General features: G+C 63.5%; 17 protein-coding genes. 9 read left to right on the forward strand and 8 right to left on the reverse strand.

Annotated elements, in window-relative coordinates; translation table 11 throughout:
• Nucleotides 1-113: 113 nt before the first annotated feature.
• The 5 genes from MKZ91_RS18360 to infC form a co-directional block, all read right to left on the reverse strand.
• Nucleotides 114-1,481 carry a sensor histidine kinase gene (locus MKZ91_RS18360; protein WP_336172498.1) on the reverse strand — a complete coding sequence of 456 codons (1,368 nt, stop codon included), beginning with the start codon at nucleotides 1,479-1,481 and terminating at the stop codon, nucleotides 114-116.
• A complete protein-coding gene (locus MKZ91_RS18365) occupies nucleotides 1,478-2,143 on the reverse strand; it encodes a response regulator transcription factor (RefSeq protein WP_336172499.1) in 666 nt (221 codons plus the stop codon). Before MKZ91_RS18365 ends, MKZ91_RS18360 begins: the two co-directional genes overlap by 4 nt.
• 7 nt (nucleotides 2,144-2,150) lie before the next feature.
• A complete protein-coding gene (locus MKZ91_RS18370) occupies nucleotides 2,151-2,654 on the reverse strand; it encodes a PepSY domain-containing protein (RefSeq protein WP_336172500.1) in 504 nt (167 codons plus the stop codon).
• A 254-nt stretch (nucleotides 2,655-2,908) separates the two neighbouring features.
• Nucleotides 2,909-3,478, reverse strand: coding sequence for a hypothetical protein (locus MKZ91_RS18375; RefSeq protein WP_336172501.1), 570 nt, complete (start codon nucleotides 3,476-3,478; stop codon nucleotides 2,909-2,911).
• A gap of 205 nt (nucleotides 3,479-3,683) precedes the next feature.
• Nucleotides 3,684-4,220: a translation initiation factor IF-3 gene (infC, locus tag MKZ91_RS18380; RefSeq protein WP_173518054.1), complete on the reverse strand. Its 537-nt coding sequence runs from the start codon at nucleotides 4,218-4,220 to the stop codon at nucleotides 3,684-3,686.
• Between the two features lie 219 nt (nucleotides 4,221-4,439).
• On the opposite strand from infC, the gene MKZ91_RS18385 reads away from it, so the two are divergent.
• Both MKZ91_RS18385 and MKZ91_RS18390 read left to right on the forward strand, forming a co-directional pair.
• Nucleotides 4,440-5,240, forward strand: coding sequence for an alpha/beta hydrolase (locus tag MKZ91_RS18385; protein ID WP_336172502.1), 801 nt, complete (start codon nucleotides 4,440-4,442; stop codon nucleotides 5,238-5,240).
• 289 nt (nucleotides 5,241-5,529) lie between these two features.
• Nucleotides 5,530-6,150, forward strand: coding sequence for a transglutaminase-like cysteine peptidase (locus MKZ91_RS18390; RefSeq protein WP_336172503.1), 621 nt, complete (start codon nucleotides 5,530-5,532; stop codon nucleotides 6,148-6,150).
• A gap of 105 nt (nucleotides 6,151-6,255) precedes the next feature.
• Here the strand turns inward: MKZ91_RS18390 and mbfA are convergent, their stop codons facing one another.
• Entirely contained in the window at nucleotides 6,256-7,239 is a 984-nt protein-coding gene (mbfA, locus tag MKZ91_RS18395) for an iron exporter MbfA (RefSeq protein WP_336172504.1), read from the reverse strand.
• Between the two features lie 166 nt (nucleotides 7,240-7,405).
• On the opposite strand from mbfA, the gene MKZ91_RS18400 reads away from it, so the two are divergent.
• A complete protein-coding gene (locus MKZ91_RS18400; protein WP_336172505.1) occupies nucleotides 7,406-8,236 on the forward strand; it encodes a lipo-like protein in 831 nt (276 codons plus the stop codon).
• On the opposite strand, the gene MKZ91_RS18405 is transcribed toward MKZ91_RS18400, so the two are convergent.
• Nucleotides 8,226-9,467 (reverse strand): cyclopropane-fatty-acyl-phospholipid synthase family protein, encoded by a 1,242-nt coding sequence (locus MKZ91_RS18405; protein WP_336172506.1) that lies wholly within the window; start codon nucleotides 9,465-9,467, stop codon nucleotides 8,226-8,228. The genes MKZ91_RS18400 and MKZ91_RS18405 overlap by 11 nt on opposite strands.
• A 175-nt stretch (nucleotides 9,468-9,642) precedes the next feature.
• Complete coding sequence (efp, locus tag MKZ91_RS18410; protein WP_336172507.1) at nucleotides 9,643-10,212, reverse strand: elongation factor P; 570 nt, start codon at nucleotides 10,210-10,212, stop codon at nucleotides 9,643-9,645.
• A gap of 160 nt (nucleotides 10,213-10,372) precedes the next feature.
• On the opposite strand from efp, the gene epmA reads away from it, so the two are divergent.
• The 6 genes from epmA (at nucleotide 10,373) to MKZ91_RS18440 (ending at nucleotide 16,402) form a co-directional block, all read left to right on the forward strand.
• Nucleotides 10,373-11,425, forward strand: coding sequence for an EF-P lysine aminoacylase EpmA (gene epmA / locus MKZ91_RS18415; protein WP_336172508.1), 1,053 nt, complete (start codon nucleotides 10,373-10,375; stop codon nucleotides 11,423-11,425).
• A complete protein-coding gene (locus tag MKZ91_RS18420; protein WP_336172509.1) occupies nucleotides 11,422-12,474 on the forward strand; it encodes a lysine-2,3-aminomutase-like protein in 1,053 nt (350 codons plus the stop codon). Before epmA ends, MKZ91_RS18420 begins: the two co-directional genes overlap by 4 nt.
• A gap of 165 nt (nucleotides 12,475-12,639) precedes the next feature.
• On the forward strand, nucleotides 12,640-13,071 hold the full coding sequence (locus tag MKZ91_RS18425; protein WP_336172510.1) for a carboxymuconolactone decarboxylase family protein: 432 nt from the start codon (nucleotides 12,640-12,642) through the stop codon (nucleotides 13,069-13,071).
• Nucleotides 13,071-13,967, forward strand: coding sequence for an RNA polymerase sigma factor SigJ (gene sigJ, locus MKZ91_RS18430; RefSeq protein WP_336172511.1), 897 nt, complete (start codon nucleotides 13,071-13,073; stop codon nucleotides 13,965-13,967). The genes MKZ91_RS18425 and sigJ overlap by 1 nt, the downstream gene beginning before the upstream one ends.
• Nucleotides 13,968-14,050: 83 nt before the next feature.
• Nucleotides 14,051-15,478, forward strand: a complete 1,428-nt coding sequence (locus MKZ91_RS18435) for an MFS transporter (protein WP_336172512.1) — start codon at nucleotides 14,051-14,053, stop codon at nucleotides 15,476-15,478.
• A gap of 108 nt (nucleotides 15,479-15,586) precedes the next feature.
• Entirely contained in the window at nucleotides 15,587-16,402 is an 816-nt protein-coding gene (locus MKZ91_RS18440) for a class I SAM-dependent methyltransferase (RefSeq protein WP_336172513.1), read from the forward strand.
• The last annotated feature ends 48 nt before the right edge of the window (nucleotides 16,403-16,450 follow it).

Genomic DNA, 16,450 nt, shown 5'->3' on the forward strand with positions numbered 1-16,450 from the left:
AACTGGGGAATCGCAGATGCCGCTTCAGGCGGCCATCAGGCGGCATTGCGCCCGGTTTCGAGGTTTCCCGCAACGTTTGCGCCGCAGCCGGACGCCATCATCCGTTATCGGCCTCAAGCAGGATCATAGGGTCGCCGCCCGCCGGACGCGAGGTCGAAGAGCAAGACGGCTTCCAGACCGCCAAGAGCCGAGTGCCCCAGCGACAGGGTGGCGCCGTAGGCTTCGGCGATATCGGCGCTGATGGCAAGCCCGAGACCGTTGCCGGCCGCACGGCCGTGTCCCGCCGCATCGCCATGTGCGCCACGGCGCAACATGCGTTCCCGCTCGCCTTCCGCAATACCCGGGCCATCGTCGTCGACGGCAATCCGCACCCGATCGTCCATGCGGGCAGCCGAAAGACGGATACGGGTGCGTGCCCACTTGGCAGCATTGTCGAGGAGGTTGCCGAGACATTCGGCAAGGTCTGCCGGATCGACGTCGAGCGAGATCGACGGATCGACATCGATCTCCCAGACGACACCGCGCTCCGCCGTCACCGGCCGCAGCACGCTGACGAGCTTGCCGCCGAGGCCGGCGATCGAGGTCGTCGCCATGCGCTCGACCCCCATGCGAGCGGCCTGCAACTGGCGATCGGCACGCTGGCGCACGAGGTCGACCTGTTCGAAGGCGATGCGGCGCTGTTCCTCCGGCAGGTTTTCGGCGAGATGGGCAAGCACGGTCAGCGGCGTTTTCAGCCCGTGCGCAAGGTCGCTGGCCCGCGCCCGAGCCCTCTCCAGCGCCGTTTCGCGCTCGGCCAAAAGCTGGTTGATTTCGCTGACGAGCGGCTGCACTTCGCTCGGGCCGGCAGAGCCGAAGTCCCGGGCGTCACCGGCGCGCACGCGTGCAGCCTGTTCCCGCAACCGCGCCAGCGGCAAGAGGCCGAGCGCGCCTTGCAGAAAGGCAGCGCCCGCAAGGACGAAAGCGGTTGCCAGCAGCATCCGCCGCATCTGCCCGTGAAAGGCGGCCAGGGCCTCGTCGAGTTCATTGCGCGCAAAGCCGGCCGCCACCGAAAACCGTTGCGCGTCCGGTCCGTCGCCAAGCGCGAGGCTCTGGCTATGGACCAGCATCGGCGCCCCATCAGGACCTTCAAGCTCGTGGAAACCGAGATATTGCCGTGCCGGCGGCTGGCCGACATCAATCACCGTGTCCCAGAGGGAGCGCGAGCGCAAAGGCGCGGCCGGGGCACGGGTCAGCTGCCAATAGCGACCGCCGGCCGGGAGGCTGAAGCGCGGGTCAGCCGGCTCGCGCGGCAGCACAAGTTCGCCATCGCGAAGCACGACTTCGGCGGCGACCGTGTCGACAAGCGTCGCCATTTCGGCGCGATAGCGGCCGACGACGTAATCGGTGAAGAGTTGGCTCAAGGCAAACCAGACCACCAGCAGGACCAGGCCGATCGCAATCGACGCGCCGATCGCGAGCCTCACGCGCAGCGAGCGGATCATGCCGGCCCGTCCGGCAGGACGTAGCCGAAGCCGCGCCGCGTCTCGATCGCGCCGCTCTCGGTCTTCCTGCGCAGTCGCGCAACCATGGCCTCGACAGCGTTCTTGGCTGCGTCATCATCACGCCCCTGAACATGGCTTGCCAGTTCCAGCGGGGTGATGACCTGGCCCTTGCGTTCCATGAACAGGGCGATCATGCGGTACTCGAGCGGACTGAGATCAAGCGGTTGCCCGTCGAAGGTCACGCGCCGCGTTGCCTCGTCCAGCGTGAACCGGCCGGCCGCCCGCACCGATGCCAGGCGGGGACCGGCGCGCCGCAACAGCGCCCTCAGCCGTGCCAACAGTTCTTCGACGCGAAAAGGTTTGGGCAGATAGTCGTCGGCGCCGGCATCAAAACCATCGACCCGCTCCATCCACGAGCCGCGCGCCGTCAAAACCAGGACAGGCGTCTCGAGCCCGGCCTGGCGCCAGCGCTTGAGGATTGAAAGCCCATCCAGCCCCGGAAGGCCGAGGTCGAGAACGATTGCGGCATAGCCGCTGCTCTCGCCCTGCTCCCAGACATCCGGTCCGCGTGAAAGCGTATCGACGTGATAGCCTTCCGCTTCGAGCCTGCTTGCGACGTGGGTCGCAATGTTGGGATCGTCCTCCGCCAGAAGAATGCGCATGCCGCCCTCAAAAGCCGAAGATGTTTATGAATTTTCCCGTTCGCGCATTCATACGCAGATTGCGGATCGTTCCTTGCCGATCGCGCGTGCGCAGCCGATAGACGTCGCCATCCCCGGAGCGCCTGAGATCAATGGCGATCACCCTGCCGTATTTATCTTCGTCGACCAGACGCAAGACGTCCTTCAGCGGCAGGATGTTGCCCTTCGCGACCCCATCGCGCGCGCGCTCCTGGTCGCTGCGGCGACCGCTGCCCTGGCCGGAATTGTCGTCGTCATCGGCATCGTCATCGTTGTCGTCATCATCATTCTTGCCGCGATCGTCATCGTCGTCATCGCCACCGTGACCGCCACCGCCTCGACCACTGTTGTCGCTGTCGTCGCTGCCGCCATGCGAGCTGCCGCTATTGGCGGAATCGTCGTCGCTGGCCAAGGCCGCCATGCCGCCGGGCAAGGGCACAAGCGACAGCAACAGCGAGCCGCAAAAGAGCGCGATCAGGTCTCGTCGTCTCATTGCCATAACTTCATCTCATCCCGTCGCGCATGTTCCTTCAGTTTCGATTGAGCAGCCAATCCGCGGGGCCAGTCTCGAGAAGGGCGCCGGAAGAGCCTACGCCACCCATGGCTGCAAAGCCAGAACGTGCATGCCCCCTGTGCCGCTGGGCACAGGGGGCATGCACTGGCTGGGCCAAGCCGCCGGGCGGGCTGATGACGGCAGGCCCTACGCGCCGGCGCCTGTGGGGTTTTGCGCCGGGCATATTGCTAAGATCAGATCGCCGGCTGAATCGAGACGCTGTCGATCGGTCCCGGGTTTCGGCGGATATCGCCGCGATGCGGTTTAACCGTCACGGTGCGTACGCCATGCTCGAACTCCACTTCGACTTCGAGCACACGGCCGAGATTGTCGACGGCGATCAGTGACCCGTCGCGCAGACCGCGGAGACTTTCCTCGGAAACCCGAAGCTCGATCTCGGGCCGACCCCGATCATCGCGGCCGTGGCGACCGTCATCATCATCATCATCATCATCATCGGCGTCGCCGTGACGACCCGGGCCGCCGTGATCGTCGTCGTCATCATCTCGATCGTCGTTGTCGTCGTCACGGTCATCATGACCCCGATTGTGGTCGCGGTCGTCTCGGCCACTGTCATCGCGGCCACGGTCGCCGCGATCATCGCCGCCGCTGCGATCATCACCGTCGTCATCGTGGGCGAGCGCTGCAGCCGAGAGGAGATGCGTCGGGCCGCCGGCGACAAACGTGGCGGCCAAGGGTGCCGACAGGAGGCTGCATGTGCCGACAGTGGAAACGAGCAAGGCCTTACGAAGCGCTGCGTGCATGATCTCTCGTCCTTCTCGATTGCATCATGCAAGGAGAATGACAGCCGATGGCTGACAGGAGGCTGAGGCCGGTTGTCAGGATTTTGTCAGCCGTGCCGGAGGGACCCTGAACGAAAGGACGCCGAAATAGAAAAAGCCGCCCGAAGGCGGCTTCTTATCAACGCAGTATCGGCTGGGCGTGCCTGCCGGCTCACTCAGCGAAGGCTTACCGCGGCGCGAGAACCATCATCATCTGACGGCCTTCCAGCTTCGGCTCCGCCTCGACCTTGGCGATCGCCTGGGTGTCGTCCTTGACCTGAAGCAGGAGCTTCATGCCGAGTTCCTGGTGCGCCATTTCGCGGCCGCGGAACTTCAGCGTGACCTTGACCTTGTCGCCGTCCTCGAAGAACCGGTTCATCGCCTTCATCTTCACGTCATAGTCATGCGTGTCGATGTTCGGGCGCATCTTGATTTCTTTGATTTCGACGATCTTCTGCTTCTTGCGCGCTTCGGCCGCCTTCTTCTGGTTGGCGTATTTCAGCTTGCCAAGATCGAGGATCTTGCACACCGGCGGTTCGGAGTTCGGTGCGATTTCGACCAGATCCAGACCGGCCTCTTCCGCCATGCGGAGCGCCTGGTCAATGGGCACGACGCCGATGTTCTGGCCTTCGGCATCGATAAGCTGAACCCGGGGAACCCGGATTTCCTTGTTTGAGCGCGGCCCCTCCTTGACTGGGGCGTCCGCTTTGAACGGTCTGCGAATGGTCGTACTCTCCTCGAGCTGTTTCCATAATGTTGTTTGATACGATCGTCGGCGCGATCCCAAACGAAGCGCCTGAATCTTTCACCGACGGCAATGTGTGAATTGCGACGGCAGAGTCAATAGCACGGCTCGCAAGGAAAATCACCACCTGTCGATGCACAGGCGAATCTGTTTTAGAAAGAAAAGCGCCACGACACCGGGCATTTGGAGAGAAATCGCATGCAGGACACGCCAACCGACACGGAAATCGGCTTCATCGACGTTGGCAAAGCAGAAGCCGCGCGCAGGATCGCGATGCGTGTCCGGCAACCGGAGACACCGTCCGGACTGCCGACACTGGTCTGGCTCGGGGGGTACCGCTCGGACATGACCGGCACGAAGGCCGTCGAAGTCGAGCGCTATGCGATTGAGCGGGGCACGGCCTGTGTGCGCTTCGACTACTCTGGACACGGGTCCTCCGGCGGCGCCTTTACCGACGGCACGATATCGCGCTGGTTGGAAGAGAGCCTCGCCGTCATCGACCACGCGGCACACGGGCGCGTCATCCTGATCGGCTCGTCGATGGGTGGCTGGATTGCGCTCAGGGCGATCCAGGAACTCAGACGCCGCGGCGATACAAGCCGCGTTGCCGGCCTCGTGCTGATCGCTCCGGCACCGGATTTCACCGCCGAACTGATCGAGCCGAACCTGACGGAAGCGGAAAGAACCTCGCTGGCCGAACGCGGCTATTTCGAGGAACCGTCCGAATATAGCCCCGAGCCCAACATCTTTACCCGGGCGCTGATCGAGGATGGCCGCGCCAACCGGGTGCTCGATGGCACGATCACGACCGGATGCCCGGTGCATATCCTGCAGGGCATGCGCGACCCCGATGTGCCCTACACCCATGCACTCCTGCTGATGGAACACCTGCCCTCCGACGACGTGGTCATGACGCTCATTCGCGACGGCGATCATCGCCTTTCGCGTGAAGAAGATATTGCTAAAATGAAACAGGCGATCGGCACGATGCTGGCCTGAGCAGACAGGCGAAAAAGCGCCGCCTTTTCCATGACATGCCTGCCCATAAGAGGGATTACGCCGCGCAACGCCTGCGGCGCAACGGGTTGGCGCGTCTTCGGATCCGATCTTAACCATGAATCCGATACTCCGATTCCGGAGATTGACTCCGCGCCTGCAACGCTATTAACTCTTTATTAACGATTAGAGCAGCGCCAGGGGAAAGACCTACACAAGCTGCCTTCAACTCAGGATTGCGCGAATACGTCCGGACGCAAGAGCCCGGCATACCGCGTTGCAGGGGATCTGTATGGCGTCTTGGACTGGAGTTAAGGGAAGTATCGCGGCGTTCTGCGCACTTTTCATTTCAGCAAACACGGCAATTCCCGCACAGGCGGGTTCCTCTCCTTGGATGCAGACAGGCTCGGCGACTTCGCAGCCGATCGGGCACTATGAATTCTGTCAGAAGTACAAGAGCGAATGCAACGTGAAGTCCAAGGCGGCCGTTGCTCCGCGGGTGACGGAACGCGGCTGGGCTGCCATCCGCCAGGTGAATGCCGCCGTCAACCGTGAGATCACGCCGATTACCGACCAGGAACTTCACGGCAGGGATGAGGTCTGGTCCTATCCGCAGGACGCCGGCGACTGTGAAGACTTCGTGCTCGAGAAGCGCAAGCGCTTGATGAAGAAGGGCTTCTCCGCCAGCGACCTGCTCATCACCGTGGTTCGCAAGCCCGATGGCGAGGGTCATGCGGTGTTGACCGTGCGCACCGGCCAGGGGGACTTCATCCTCGACAACCTCGAAAACGGCGTGAAGCTCTGGACCCACACGCCCTACCGCTACCTGAAGCGTCAGGCTTCCTATAACAGCGGCCGTTGGGTCACCATCCAGAACGGCGCGGAAGTCCTCGTCGGCTCGGTCGGCAACTGATCTGAGCCAAGGCAAAGAGTTTTAAGAAAGGGCCGGTTTGACCGGCAGCCGGTTTGACCGGCCCTTTGCTTTTTTATGCCTTGCTCAACGGTCACGATCGCTCGATCACGCATTGCCGATGAGGATGCCGGCTGCCAGCACCAACCCGCCACCAAGCACGACCTGGAAGGCCGCACGCAGGAAAGGCGTTTCCATGTAGCGGTTCTGGATGAAGGCGATCGCCCAGAGTTCGAAGAACACGATCACCGCGGCCGTGATGGTCGCCGTCCAGAAATGTGGAATTAGATAGGGCAGCGCGTGGCCAAGGCCGCCGAGCGCCGTCATGATGCCGGAGGCAAGCCCTCGCTTGATCGGTGAGCCGCGGCCGGAGAGCTTGCCGTCGTCGTGGGCGGCCTCGGTGAAGCCCATGGAGATGCCGGCACCGACAGAGGCCGACAGGCCCACCAGGAAGGTCTGCCACGTATCCTGGGTGGCAAAGGCAGCGGCAAAGATCGGCGCCAGTGTCGAGACCGAGCCGTCCATCAGGCCGGCAAGGCCCGGCTGAACGTAGGTCAGGATGAACTGACGGCGGGACGTCTGCTCCTCCTCGGCGCGCACATCCTCAGGCGTATGTTTCTCCCCAAGCCGCCGGGCGAGCGACTCGTGCGATTTTTCGGCGATTGCGAGATCGCCGAGCAGCTTGCGGGTCGCAGCATCCTGGGTTCTGGCTGCCGCCTGGACATAAAAGCGGTGCGCAGTCTCCTCCATCGCCTCCGCCTCCTCGCGCGCCTTTTCGATCGGCATTTCGGCGATCAGCCAATCGGGTTTGCGCTCGGGAAAATCGCGCACATGCTCGCGCCGGATCAGCGGGATACGGTTGCCAAAGCGGGCAACGTGCAGGTCGATCAACCATTGCCTGTGGTGGCTTTCCTCCTCCGCCATCTCCTCGAACACTTTTGCCGAGTGCGGATACTGCGCGCGCAGCGCGTCGGCATAGGCGAGATAGATGCGCCCATCGTCCTCCTCGGAGGAGATGGCGAGCGCCAGGATTTCCTGTTCGCTGAGAGAAAGAAAGGGACGTTTGGAGCGGGAGAAAAGGCGCGAAAACATGGAGAAAGAAACCTTCTTTAGAATAATTCTAAAATAGAAATCCGAGAACCGGCCGTCAAGGCCAAAGCCATGCAATCATGCAACAATTGCTCGACAGAGTGTCACGTCTCAGCCACCATGGGCTCGCCCCATTGCCCCCTTTTCCCTCCGCGGAGCAATTGCCTCGATGAGGACCATCTATCCGCTTTCCGATAGCAAGGACACGTTTCTCGACCGCCTTGGCGCCAGGCTCGCCGCACGCTTGCAGACGCAAACCTTGGGCTACGAGCCCTACACGCCATCCGACCAGGAAACGCTGGCGCGCACACTTCGGCCGGGCGACGTGTTGTTGATCGAGGGCAACCAGAAGGTTTCGGCGGCGATCAAGTATCTGACGCAATCGACCTGGTCGCATGCCGCCTTTTTTGCCGGCGACCAGATGCCGCTGACGCTCGACCAGGCGACGCTGCCTGTCATCGAGCGGCCGCAGCTGATCGAGGTCAATATCGGCGAGGGCTGCGTCGCCGTGCCGCTGAAGAAGTACGCCTCGTTCAATACCCGCATTTGCCGGCCGATCGCGCTGACGCCCGACGACCGGACGGCGCTCGTCGGCTTCATGATCTCGCGGCTGGGGATGAAGTATGACCTGAAGAACATCCTGGACATGCTGCGCTACTTCCTGCCGACACCGCCGGTGCCCGTGCGCTGGCGCAGGCGCCTGCTCGCCTTTGGCTCCGGCGATCCGACGCGGGCGATCTGCTCGACGCTGATCGCAGCTGCCTTCGAGCAGATCCGCTATCCGATCCTGCCCGAGGTCACGCGCGCACCGGGGCGGGCGTCTGCGACCTCCACCTATTCACGTGAAGAGATCCTGCACATCCGTCATCACTCGCTCTACACGCCCAGGGATTTCGACCTCTCGCCCTTCTTCGCGATCGTGAAGCCGACCCTCGAATTCGGCTTCGACTACAAGCGGCTGCGCTGGCAGGGCGACACGGAACAGCCGTTCAAAGGTTGAGCGCGAGCGCCTGTTCCCGGGCCATGTAATCGCGCTGGCGATCGGTGATGTAGTCGCGCACGATCGGGGCTGCATCGCGCGAGCGCGACAGCTGCATGTGGAAGACGAGCTGGCTGCCGGTGCGGAACATCATCTCGGCGCTGATCAGATAGAATTCCCACATGCGGGCGAAGCGCTCGTCGTACATGGCGATCACCTTGTCGCGGTTGGCCTCGAAACGTGCGCCCCAGTGCGCGAGCGTGGTCGCATAGTGCACGCGCAGGAACTCGAGGTCGGTGACCCAGAGACTGTTGCGCTCGACGACCTCGAAGACCTCCGAGAGCGCCGGGGAATAGGCTCCGGGAAAGATGTACTTGCGAAGCCACGGGCTTGCCATGCCGGGCGGGCTCATATGGCCGATCGAGTGCAGCACGGCCAGCCCATCGTCCGGCATCAGGGCGTTCAGCTTCTTGAAGAACTCATCGTAGTGATGCGCGCCGACATGCTCGAACATGCCGACCGAGACGATGCGGTCGAACGGACCCTGGACATCGCGGTAGTCCTTGAGCTCGAAGCGTACCCGGTCCGATAGCCCTGCCTTTCGCGCCCGTTCGGTGGCAAGCGCCTGCTGCTCCTTCGAAAGCGTCACGCCCAGCACCTGAACATCCGCAAGCTCGGCAAGGTACATCGCGAGATCGCCCCAGCCGCAACCGATATCCAGCACCTTCATGCCGGGTTCCAGGCAGAGCTTGGAAGCGAGCAGCCTCAGCTTGTTGCGCTGCGCCTTTTCGAGCGTCTCGTTCGGCTCGCGAAAATAGGCGCAGGAGTAGAGCATGTTCTCATCGAGGAACAGCTTGTAGAACGCGTTGCCGAGATCGTAGTGGTGGGCGACGTTCTCTTGCGCCTTGCCCTTGGGGTTGGCCTGCTGGCGCTTGCGGAAGCGCATCTTAATCGCCCGCAGCACCTTCTGGATCGGGTAGGAACCGAGCGACAGGCGGTTGATCGAAAACAGCGTCAGGAAGTCCCGGAGGGTCGAACCCTCCTCGAAGCGCATGGTGCCGTCCATATAGGCTTCGCCGGCGGCCAGTTCCGCATTGAAGACGAGGCTGCGATAGAGCTTCTTGTCGGTCAGCCGCATCGTCACTTCCGGCCCCGGCGTGCCCGAAAAGACATGGCGCTTGCCATCGGCATCGATCACCGTCAGGCGACCCTTGCGAATGAACGACTTCATCATATGCGACAATGGGAACATGCAGGCCCTCTCGTGACACGCGTCGTAGCGCCGGCATCCTAGCACCCGTTTTTCGAAATGCGCCCCCTAAATTTCTGGTTGACGATCGACGCTCCCGAACGACAACGGGGACGGCAGGTTGAACCTGCCGTCCCCGTTCAATGCGATACACAATCGTGCCGGTCTTAGAACCGTATCAGTCCTTGGCGCGCTCGACGTAAGAACCGTCTTCCGTCGCGATGACGACGCGGGTGCCCGCCTGGATGTGCGGCGGAACGAGCGTGCGAACGCCGTTCGACAGAACCGCCGGCTTGTAGGACGACGACGCCGTCTGGCCCTTGACGACCGGCTCGGTCTCGGTGATTTCGAGGATCACGTGGCGCGGCAGGTCGATGGCGATCGCCAGGCCTTCGTGGACCGAAAGAATGCAGGCCATGCCTTCCTGCAGGTAGGCCTTCAGGTCGCCGATGTCGTCCGAGGACATGACCAGCTGGTCATAGCTTTCCGGGTTCATGAAGTGGAAGCCTTCGGCATCTTCGTAGAGGAAGGTATGCTCGCGGTCTTCGACGAAGGCGCGCTCGACCTGCTCGGTCGTGCGGTAGCGCTCGGAGACCTTCACGCCGTCGGAGATGCGGCGCATGTCGACCTGGGTGACCGGCGTGCCCTTGCCCGGGTGGAAGTTCTGCGCGGTAAGCACGACATAGAGCTTGCCGTCGACGTCGAGAACGTTGCCCTTACGGACAGATGAAGCGATGACCTTGACCATTAGTCTTCCTTGTAACAGAGGTATGCGCGACACGGCGGGCCGGAAACACTGGCCCTGAAGGACGCGGAAAGAAGGATTTCGCGCCGCCACTACCCTAATTTCGCGCAAATAGCCAGCCTGAGCCGCTGTCTGCACGAAGAAAGCCTGGACTGAACCGACCATGCCGCATGCCTCACCCTGGTGGACACCCGATGTCCATGCCGACCGGCGCCCGTTTCTTCTCGGCCGCAACCGGGTGCAATCGGCGTTGCGCCGGTTCTTCGACGCGCGCGATTTCATCGAGGTCGACACGGCGACGCTGCAGGTCTCGCCCGGCAACGAGGCGCATCTGCATGCCTTCGCCACCGAGGCTCTGAACCACGACGGCACCAGCCACCCGCTCTACCTCCACACCTCACCGGAATTTGCCTGCAAGAAGCTGCTGGCCGCCGGCGAACAGCGCATCGCCTGTTTCGCCCATGTCTACCGCAACCGCGAGCGCGGGCCGCTGCATCACCCCGAATTCACCATGCTGGAATGGTATCGCGCCGGCGAAAGCTACGAGGCGCTGATGCGCGACTGCGCCGAGATCCTGGCGCTGGCGGCCGAAACCACCGGCACGAAGCGGTTCGCATTCCAGGGACAGAATTGCGATCCCTTCGCGACGCCGGAACGGCTGAGCGTGGCGGAGGCCTTCCAACGCTTTGCCCGCATCGATCTTCTCGCCTCGATTGCCCCGAGCGGCGAGACCGATCGCGAACATCTCGCCACGGCGATGACGTCGGCCGGCCTCCGCGTCGCCTCCGACGACACCTGGGCCGATCTCTTCAGCCGCGTGCTCGTGGAAAAGGTCGAGCCGCATCTCGGCTTCGGCCGTGCAACGATCCTCGACGAATACCCGACGGCCGAGGCAGCACTGGCGCGACCGGCCGCACGCGATCGCCGCGTCGCCGAGCGTTTCGAGCTCTATGCCTGCGGCGTCGAGCTCGCCAATGCGTTTGGCGAGCTGACCGATCCCGCCGAGCAGCGCCGACGTTTCGAGATGGAAATGGCGGAGAAGACCCGCGTCTACGGCGAGACTTATCCGCTCGATGAAGATTTTCTGGCAGCACTTGCGATCATGCCCGAGGCAAGCGGCATCGCACTTGGCTTCGACCGGCTGGTGATGCTTGCAACCGGTGCGGCGCGCATCGACCAGGTGCTCTGGGCGCCGGTGGCGGAGACACGAGCGTGAACGTCCACCGCCCGATCAAGACCGCGCGCGAACTGGTGGAAGCCGGCCTCGTCGACGGCGCCAGCGAGACCGCGGTCGCTGCGGTCGCCGAGCGCTATGCGGTTGCGATCAGCCCCGCCATTGCCAACCTGATCGACCCAAACGACCCGGCGGACCCGATCGCGCGGCAGTTCGTGCCGGATGCCGCCGAACTGACGCTGCTTGCCGAAGAGCGCGAAGACCCGATCGGCGACAAGCCGCACAGCCCGGTCACGGGGATCGTCCACCGCTATCCGGACCGGGTGCTGCTGAAGGCCGTGCATGTCTGCCCGGTCTATTGCCGCTTCTGCTTCCGCCGCGAAATGGTCGGGCCGCAGGGGCTCGGCACGCTGACGCCGGCCGAACTCGACGCGGCGATCGCCTATATCGCTGATCATGAGGAAATATGGGAGGTGATCCTCACCGGCGGCGATCCGCTGGTGTTGTCGCCGCGCCGGCTGACCGAGCTCATGGAACGGCTGAAGCCGATCCCGCATGTGAAGATCGTCCGCTTTCATACCCGCGTGCCGGTGGTCGAGCCGTCGCGCGTCGACGCAAGCCTGATCGAAGCGCTGAAGGCGAGCGGCAAGGCGACCTATGTGGCGCTGCACGCCAACCACCCACGCGAACTGACGCAGGACGCGCGCGCCGCCTCGGCGCGGCTGATCGACGCCGGAATCGCCATGGTGAGCCAGTCGGTGCTTCTGAAGGGCATCAACGACGATGCGGAGGTGCTGGCAAGCCTGATGCGCGCCTTCGTCGAGACGCGGATCAAACCCTATTACCTGCATCATCCGGACCTGGCGCCCGGCACCAGCCATTTCCGCCTCACGATCGAGGAGGGCCAGGCGCTGGTTTCAGCCTTGCGCGGGCGGGTCTCCGGCCTCTGCCAGCCGACCTACATCCTCGACATCCCCGGCGGCCACGGCAAGGCGGTGATCAGCGCGGCCACGATCGAAGCCGACGGCGGCGGCTGTTACACGGTCACGGATTTTCGCGGCGGCGAGCATAGCTACCCCCCGAAGGCCTAACGCGCCGCCAACCCCCACCCGTCAACCTATTGAAACTTCTTCAAAATATTCAGGTAGTGCATTTTTCTTGGCATCACGCGAGAAAAATCTTGAGAGGCGCGTCACAGCGTCCCGGCGTCAATCGTCAACTGGTCATAGGCACACAACGACGATGGAGTTGAGACCATGACCGATACCAAAGCCGTCCGCTACGATCAGGAAATCCCCGATGTACTCGGCGCCCTCGCCGATGTGCACAAGACCATGGACCTGCACGGGCTCGACCGGACGATCCACAATCTCGTCCAGCTGCGCGCCTCGCAGATCAACCGCTGCGGCTTCTGCGTGAAGATGCACACCAAGGAATCCCGGACCGAGGGCGAAAGCAGCGAGCGGCTCGACCGGATCATCGTCTGGGACCAGGTCAATGATTTTTCGCCGCGCGAGAAGGCAGCGCTCGCCTGGACCGAAGCCTTGACCGAACTCGAGCCGCGCACCGATTTTGGCCCCCTTCGTGCCGAACTGCGCCAGCATTTCAGCGAAAAGGAAATCAGTGTCATCACCGCGACGGTGGCGATGATCAACCTTTGGAACCGCATTCAGATCTCGAGGCACTGATGATGAGCGACATCAGCCACATGCAGATGTTCGAGGAGGCGCGCCCGCGCCTTCTCGGCCTTGCCTACCGCATCCTCGGCTCGCGCGCCGACGCCGAGGATGCGGTTCAGGACACGTTCCTGAAATGGCAGGAGGTCGACCGCGCCTCGATCGACACACCGGCCGCCTGGCTCACCACCGCCTGCACGCGGCGCTGCCTCGATCTGTTGAAGGCCGCGCACCGCAAGCGCGTCGACTATGTCGGCGCGTGGCTGCCGGAACCGATCCACACGGCAAGCGACGACAATGCCGAGGAAAAGCTGGCGCTGACCTCGTCGTTGACGACGGCATTCCTACTGATGCTCGAACGGCTGACGCCGAAGGAGCGCGCTGCCTATCTGCTGCACGAAATCTTCGGCCAACCCTATGAGGAAGTGGCCGAAACGCTCGACATGCAGGAAACCGCCGCCCGCAAGCTGGTGTCGCGCGCCAAGACCAATATCGGCCTCGAAAAAGCCCGGCACCAGACGCCGCGTGAACGGCAGGACGAGCTGCTCTTGGCTTTTCACCGGGCGATCCACGGCGGCAATGTCGCCTCGCTCTCGGCGCTGCTTTCGGCCGACGTAAAGCTGACGGCGGACGGCGGCGGCAAGGTCGCGACCGTGCTCGGCGTGCTCTCGGGCAAGGAAGCGGTGCTCGCCTTCATCATCGACCGGCTCACCGAATACTGGGCGCATTACGTCTGGGAAATCGGCGACATCAACGGCGGCCGCGGCATTGTGCTTCGGGACGAGGCGAAAAACGAGATCGCCGCGACCGTCGCCTTCGGCTATGACGGCGACGGAAACGTCGACGACATCTTCATCATGCGCAACCCGGACAAGCTCACGCATTTCGGCGAGGCTGCGCTCCACTGACATTGCGGCGCTGCGCTGCCGACCAGGAGGCTGGCGAACCGCCAGTGCCCTTGAGCGCGCTTGTGCCACACCGAGGTTCTGACATGCTTGAAAAAACTCCTATCCCCCAACAGGAAACCGGCTGGCGGGCGCTGCTTTCGGGTGAGAACGCCATACATTCGCTGGTACTCAGCGGTGGCGTCGCCCTGCATGCGCTCAACATCTACGTGGTGACGACGATCATGCCGTCGATCGTGCGCGAGATCGGTGGGCTCGAATACTACGCCTGGAGCACAACGGTCTTCGTCGCTGCCTCCATTCTCGGAGCGGCCCTTTCGGCCCGCCTGCTCGGTGCCGTCGGCGCCGGCGGCGCCTATGCGATCGGGGCGCTCGTCTTTGGTCTCGGCACGCTTCTCTGCGCCATCGCGCCATCCATGGCGATGCTGCTCGCCGGCCGCGCGATCCAGGGTTTCGGCGGGGGGCTGCTTTATGCCCTCGCCTACAGCGTCATCCGCCTGGTTTTCCGGCCGGAGCTATGGACCCGCGCCATCGGGCTCATCTCGGCGACCTGGGGCACGGCCACACTGATCGGGCCGGCGATCGGCGGCATGTTTGCGGAATTTTCCACCTGGCGCGCCGCCTTCTGGTCATTGCTGCCCCTGACGGCACTTCTGGCAGCCCTCGCCTTCTCGACGCTGCCGCGCAAGGCCACCAACGAAGAAGAACGTACGCCGCTCCCCGTGATGCAGCTGCTGCTGCTCGTCGGCATCGTGCTTGCGCTCTCGGTCGCAAGTACGCGCGGCTCGGCCTTCGAACAAATTGCCTGCGTCGGCGCTGCCATCGTCCTTTTCCTCGGACTGCTGCTCACCGAGCGACGGGCAAAAGGCAGGCTGCTGCCATCAGGCAGCTTCACGCTCGCCTCCCCGCTTGCCGCCCTTTATGCTACGATTACTCTGCTGATGATCGGCCTGCAGCCGGAGATCTATGTGCCGTATCTGCTGCAGGAGTTGCACGAGTTGTCGCCGCTTTTGGCCGGCTACATCGCAGCGCTGATGTCGATCGGCTGGACGATGGGTTCGATGGCGAGTGCCCATTGGCATGGGGAACGCGCAAAGCAGACGATCTTCGCCGGTCCGGCCTGCGGTTTCGTCGGCCTGGCGCTCATCGCCCTGTTCATGCCGATGGCAGGCGCTGTGTTTATGGCGATCGCCGGACCGCTGTGCGCAGGCATCATTGCCGTGGGCTTCGGCATGGGTTTTGCCTGGCCGCACATCGTAACCGCTGTCTACGAGTTCGCGCCCGATGGAGAAGCGGAGAAAGCCTCGAGTTCGATCACCACGGTGCAACTCTTTGCCGCCGCACTGGGTGCCGCCCTTGCCGGACTGACCGCCAACGTCGCCGGCATCGAGTCGCCAACGCAGGATGGTGTCGCACTGGCAACGACATGGCTGTTCTGGCTGTTTTCGCTGATGCCGGCACTTGCGGCCCTCACTGCGAGGCGCGTCTGGCGAGCAAGGCGCCAACACGCATAGGCGTCCTCGGGCGCTGGGGTCCGCCGGACGGGACGGCGGACCCGCTCGTCGAAAGGCTATGGTACCTGAACGCATCGACCGACGAGGAGCCGCCTTAGGGAGGAGACAATGGAAGCCGAGAGCATCGGCCTTCATGGCGTGCGGGAAACGCTGCTGATCACGCTCCGGGCGAAGGCCGCGGAGAGTGCGTTGCCCGATTCTCTGTTGCGTGACCGCTTTGCCGCCGACCTCCTGCGACGCCTCGACGGCAAGGCGAAAACACCCGATGTCGGCCACGACATGACGATCGGCATCGCGATGCGCGCCTATATGCTCGATCGGTGGACGCGGGCCTTCATCGACCGCCATCCGGATGCGGCCGTGCTCAACCTCGGCTGCGGCCTCGACACGCGTATCCTTCGGCTCGATCCGTCGTCTTCGATCGCCTGGTTCGATGTCGACTTTCCCGATGTGATCGCCCTGCGACGACGACTCTTCCCCGAGAGAGCCGGCTGCACGATGATTGCCTCATCCATCACCGAAAGGAGCTGGATCGACGAGATCCCGAGCGACCGGCCGGCCATCGTCGTCGCCGAGGGCGTGCTGCCCTATCTCAGCGGCCAGGACGTGCTCGATCTTCTGCGCCGGCTAACGACGTGCCTTTCCGGCGGCGAAATCGTCTTCGATGCCTATAGTCACCTCGGCATCGAGCTTTTGCGTTTCAATCCATCCTTGCGCGCCACCGGCGCCGAGTTGCGCTGGGGCATCGAGGATGCGCGCGCACTGGAACGGGACGTGGCCGGACTGACCCTGCTCGAAGACATCCACAACTACGACGCCGGCCAGATCGCGCGCATGTCGCCGGTGGCGCGGGTTGCCATCCACTTCTTCAGCGCAATCCCCATGCTGCGTCGCATGGGACGGCTGCTGCGCTACCGTTTCTAGCCCACTTGCGAGGGCGGATGAAAAAAGGGCCGCGCCGTGCGGCGCAGC

The organism is Ensifer sp. MJa1, assembly GCF_037026475.1.
GTDB lineage: Bacteria > Pseudomonadota > Alphaproteobacteria > Rhizobiales > Rhizobiaceae > Ensifer.

Excerpts from the sequence above, each read along its gene's own strand:
- sigJ (WP_336172511.1), top strand. The coding sequence starts at position 13,071 with ATGATGAGCGACATCAGCCACATGCAGATGTTCGAGGAGGCGCGCCCG.
- MKZ91_RS18400 (WP_336172505.1), top strand. The coding sequence starts at position 7,406 with ATGAGGACCATCTATCCGCTTTCCGATAGCAAGGACACGTTTCTCGAC.
- MKZ91_RS18405 (WP_336172506.1), bottom strand. The coding sequence starts at position 9,467 with ATGTTCCCATTGTCGCATATGATGAAGTCGTTCATTCGCAAGGGTCGC.
- mbfA (WP_336172504.1), bottom strand. The coding sequence starts at position 7,239 with ATGTTTTCGCGCCTTTTCTCCCGCTCCAAACGTCCCTTTCTTTCTCTC.
- efp (WP_336172507.1), bottom strand. The coding sequence starts at position 10,212 with ATGGTCAAGGTCATCGCTTCATCTGTCCGTAAGGGCAACGTTCTCGAC.
- MKZ91_RS18375 (WP_336172501.1), bottom strand. The coding sequence starts at position 3,478 with ATGCACGCAGCGCTTCGTAAGGCCTTGCTCGTTTCCACTGTCGGCACA.
- epmA (WP_336172508.1), top strand. The coding sequence starts at position 10,373 with ATGCCGCATGCCTCACCCTGGTGGACACCCGATGTCCATGCCGACCGG.
- MKZ91_RS18435 (WP_336172512.1), top strand. The coding sequence starts at position 14,051 with ATGCTTGAAAAAACTCCTATCCCCCAACAGGAAACCGGCTGGCGGGCG.
- MKZ91_RS18440 (WP_336172513.1), top strand. The coding sequence starts at position 15,587 with ATGGAAGCCGAGAGCATCGGCCTTCATGGCGTGCGGGAAACGCTGCTG.
- MKZ91_RS18370 (WP_336172500.1), bottom strand. The coding sequence starts at position 2,654 with ATGAGACGACGAGACCTGATCGCGCTCTTTTGCGGCTCGCTGTTGCTG.
- MKZ91_RS18425 (WP_336172510.1), top strand. The coding sequence starts at position 12,640 with ATGACCGATACCAAAGCCGTCCGCTACGATCAGGAAATCCCCGATGTA.
- MKZ91_RS18360 (WP_336172498.1), bottom strand. The coding sequence starts at position 1,481 with ATGATCCGCTCGCTGCGCGTGAGGCTCGCGATCGGCGCGTCGATTGCG.
- MKZ91_RS18390 (WP_336172503.1), top strand. The coding sequence starts at position 5,530 with ATGGCGTCTTGGACTGGAGTTAAGGGAAGTATCGCGGCGTTCTGCGCA.
- MKZ91_RS18385 (WP_336172502.1), top strand. The coding sequence starts at position 4,440 with ATGCAGGACACGCCAACCGACACGGAAATCGGCTTCATCGACGTTGGC.
- MKZ91_RS18365 (WP_336172499.1), bottom strand. The coding sequence starts at position 2,143 with ATGCGCATTCTTCTGGCGGAGGACGATCCCAACATTGCGACCCACGTC.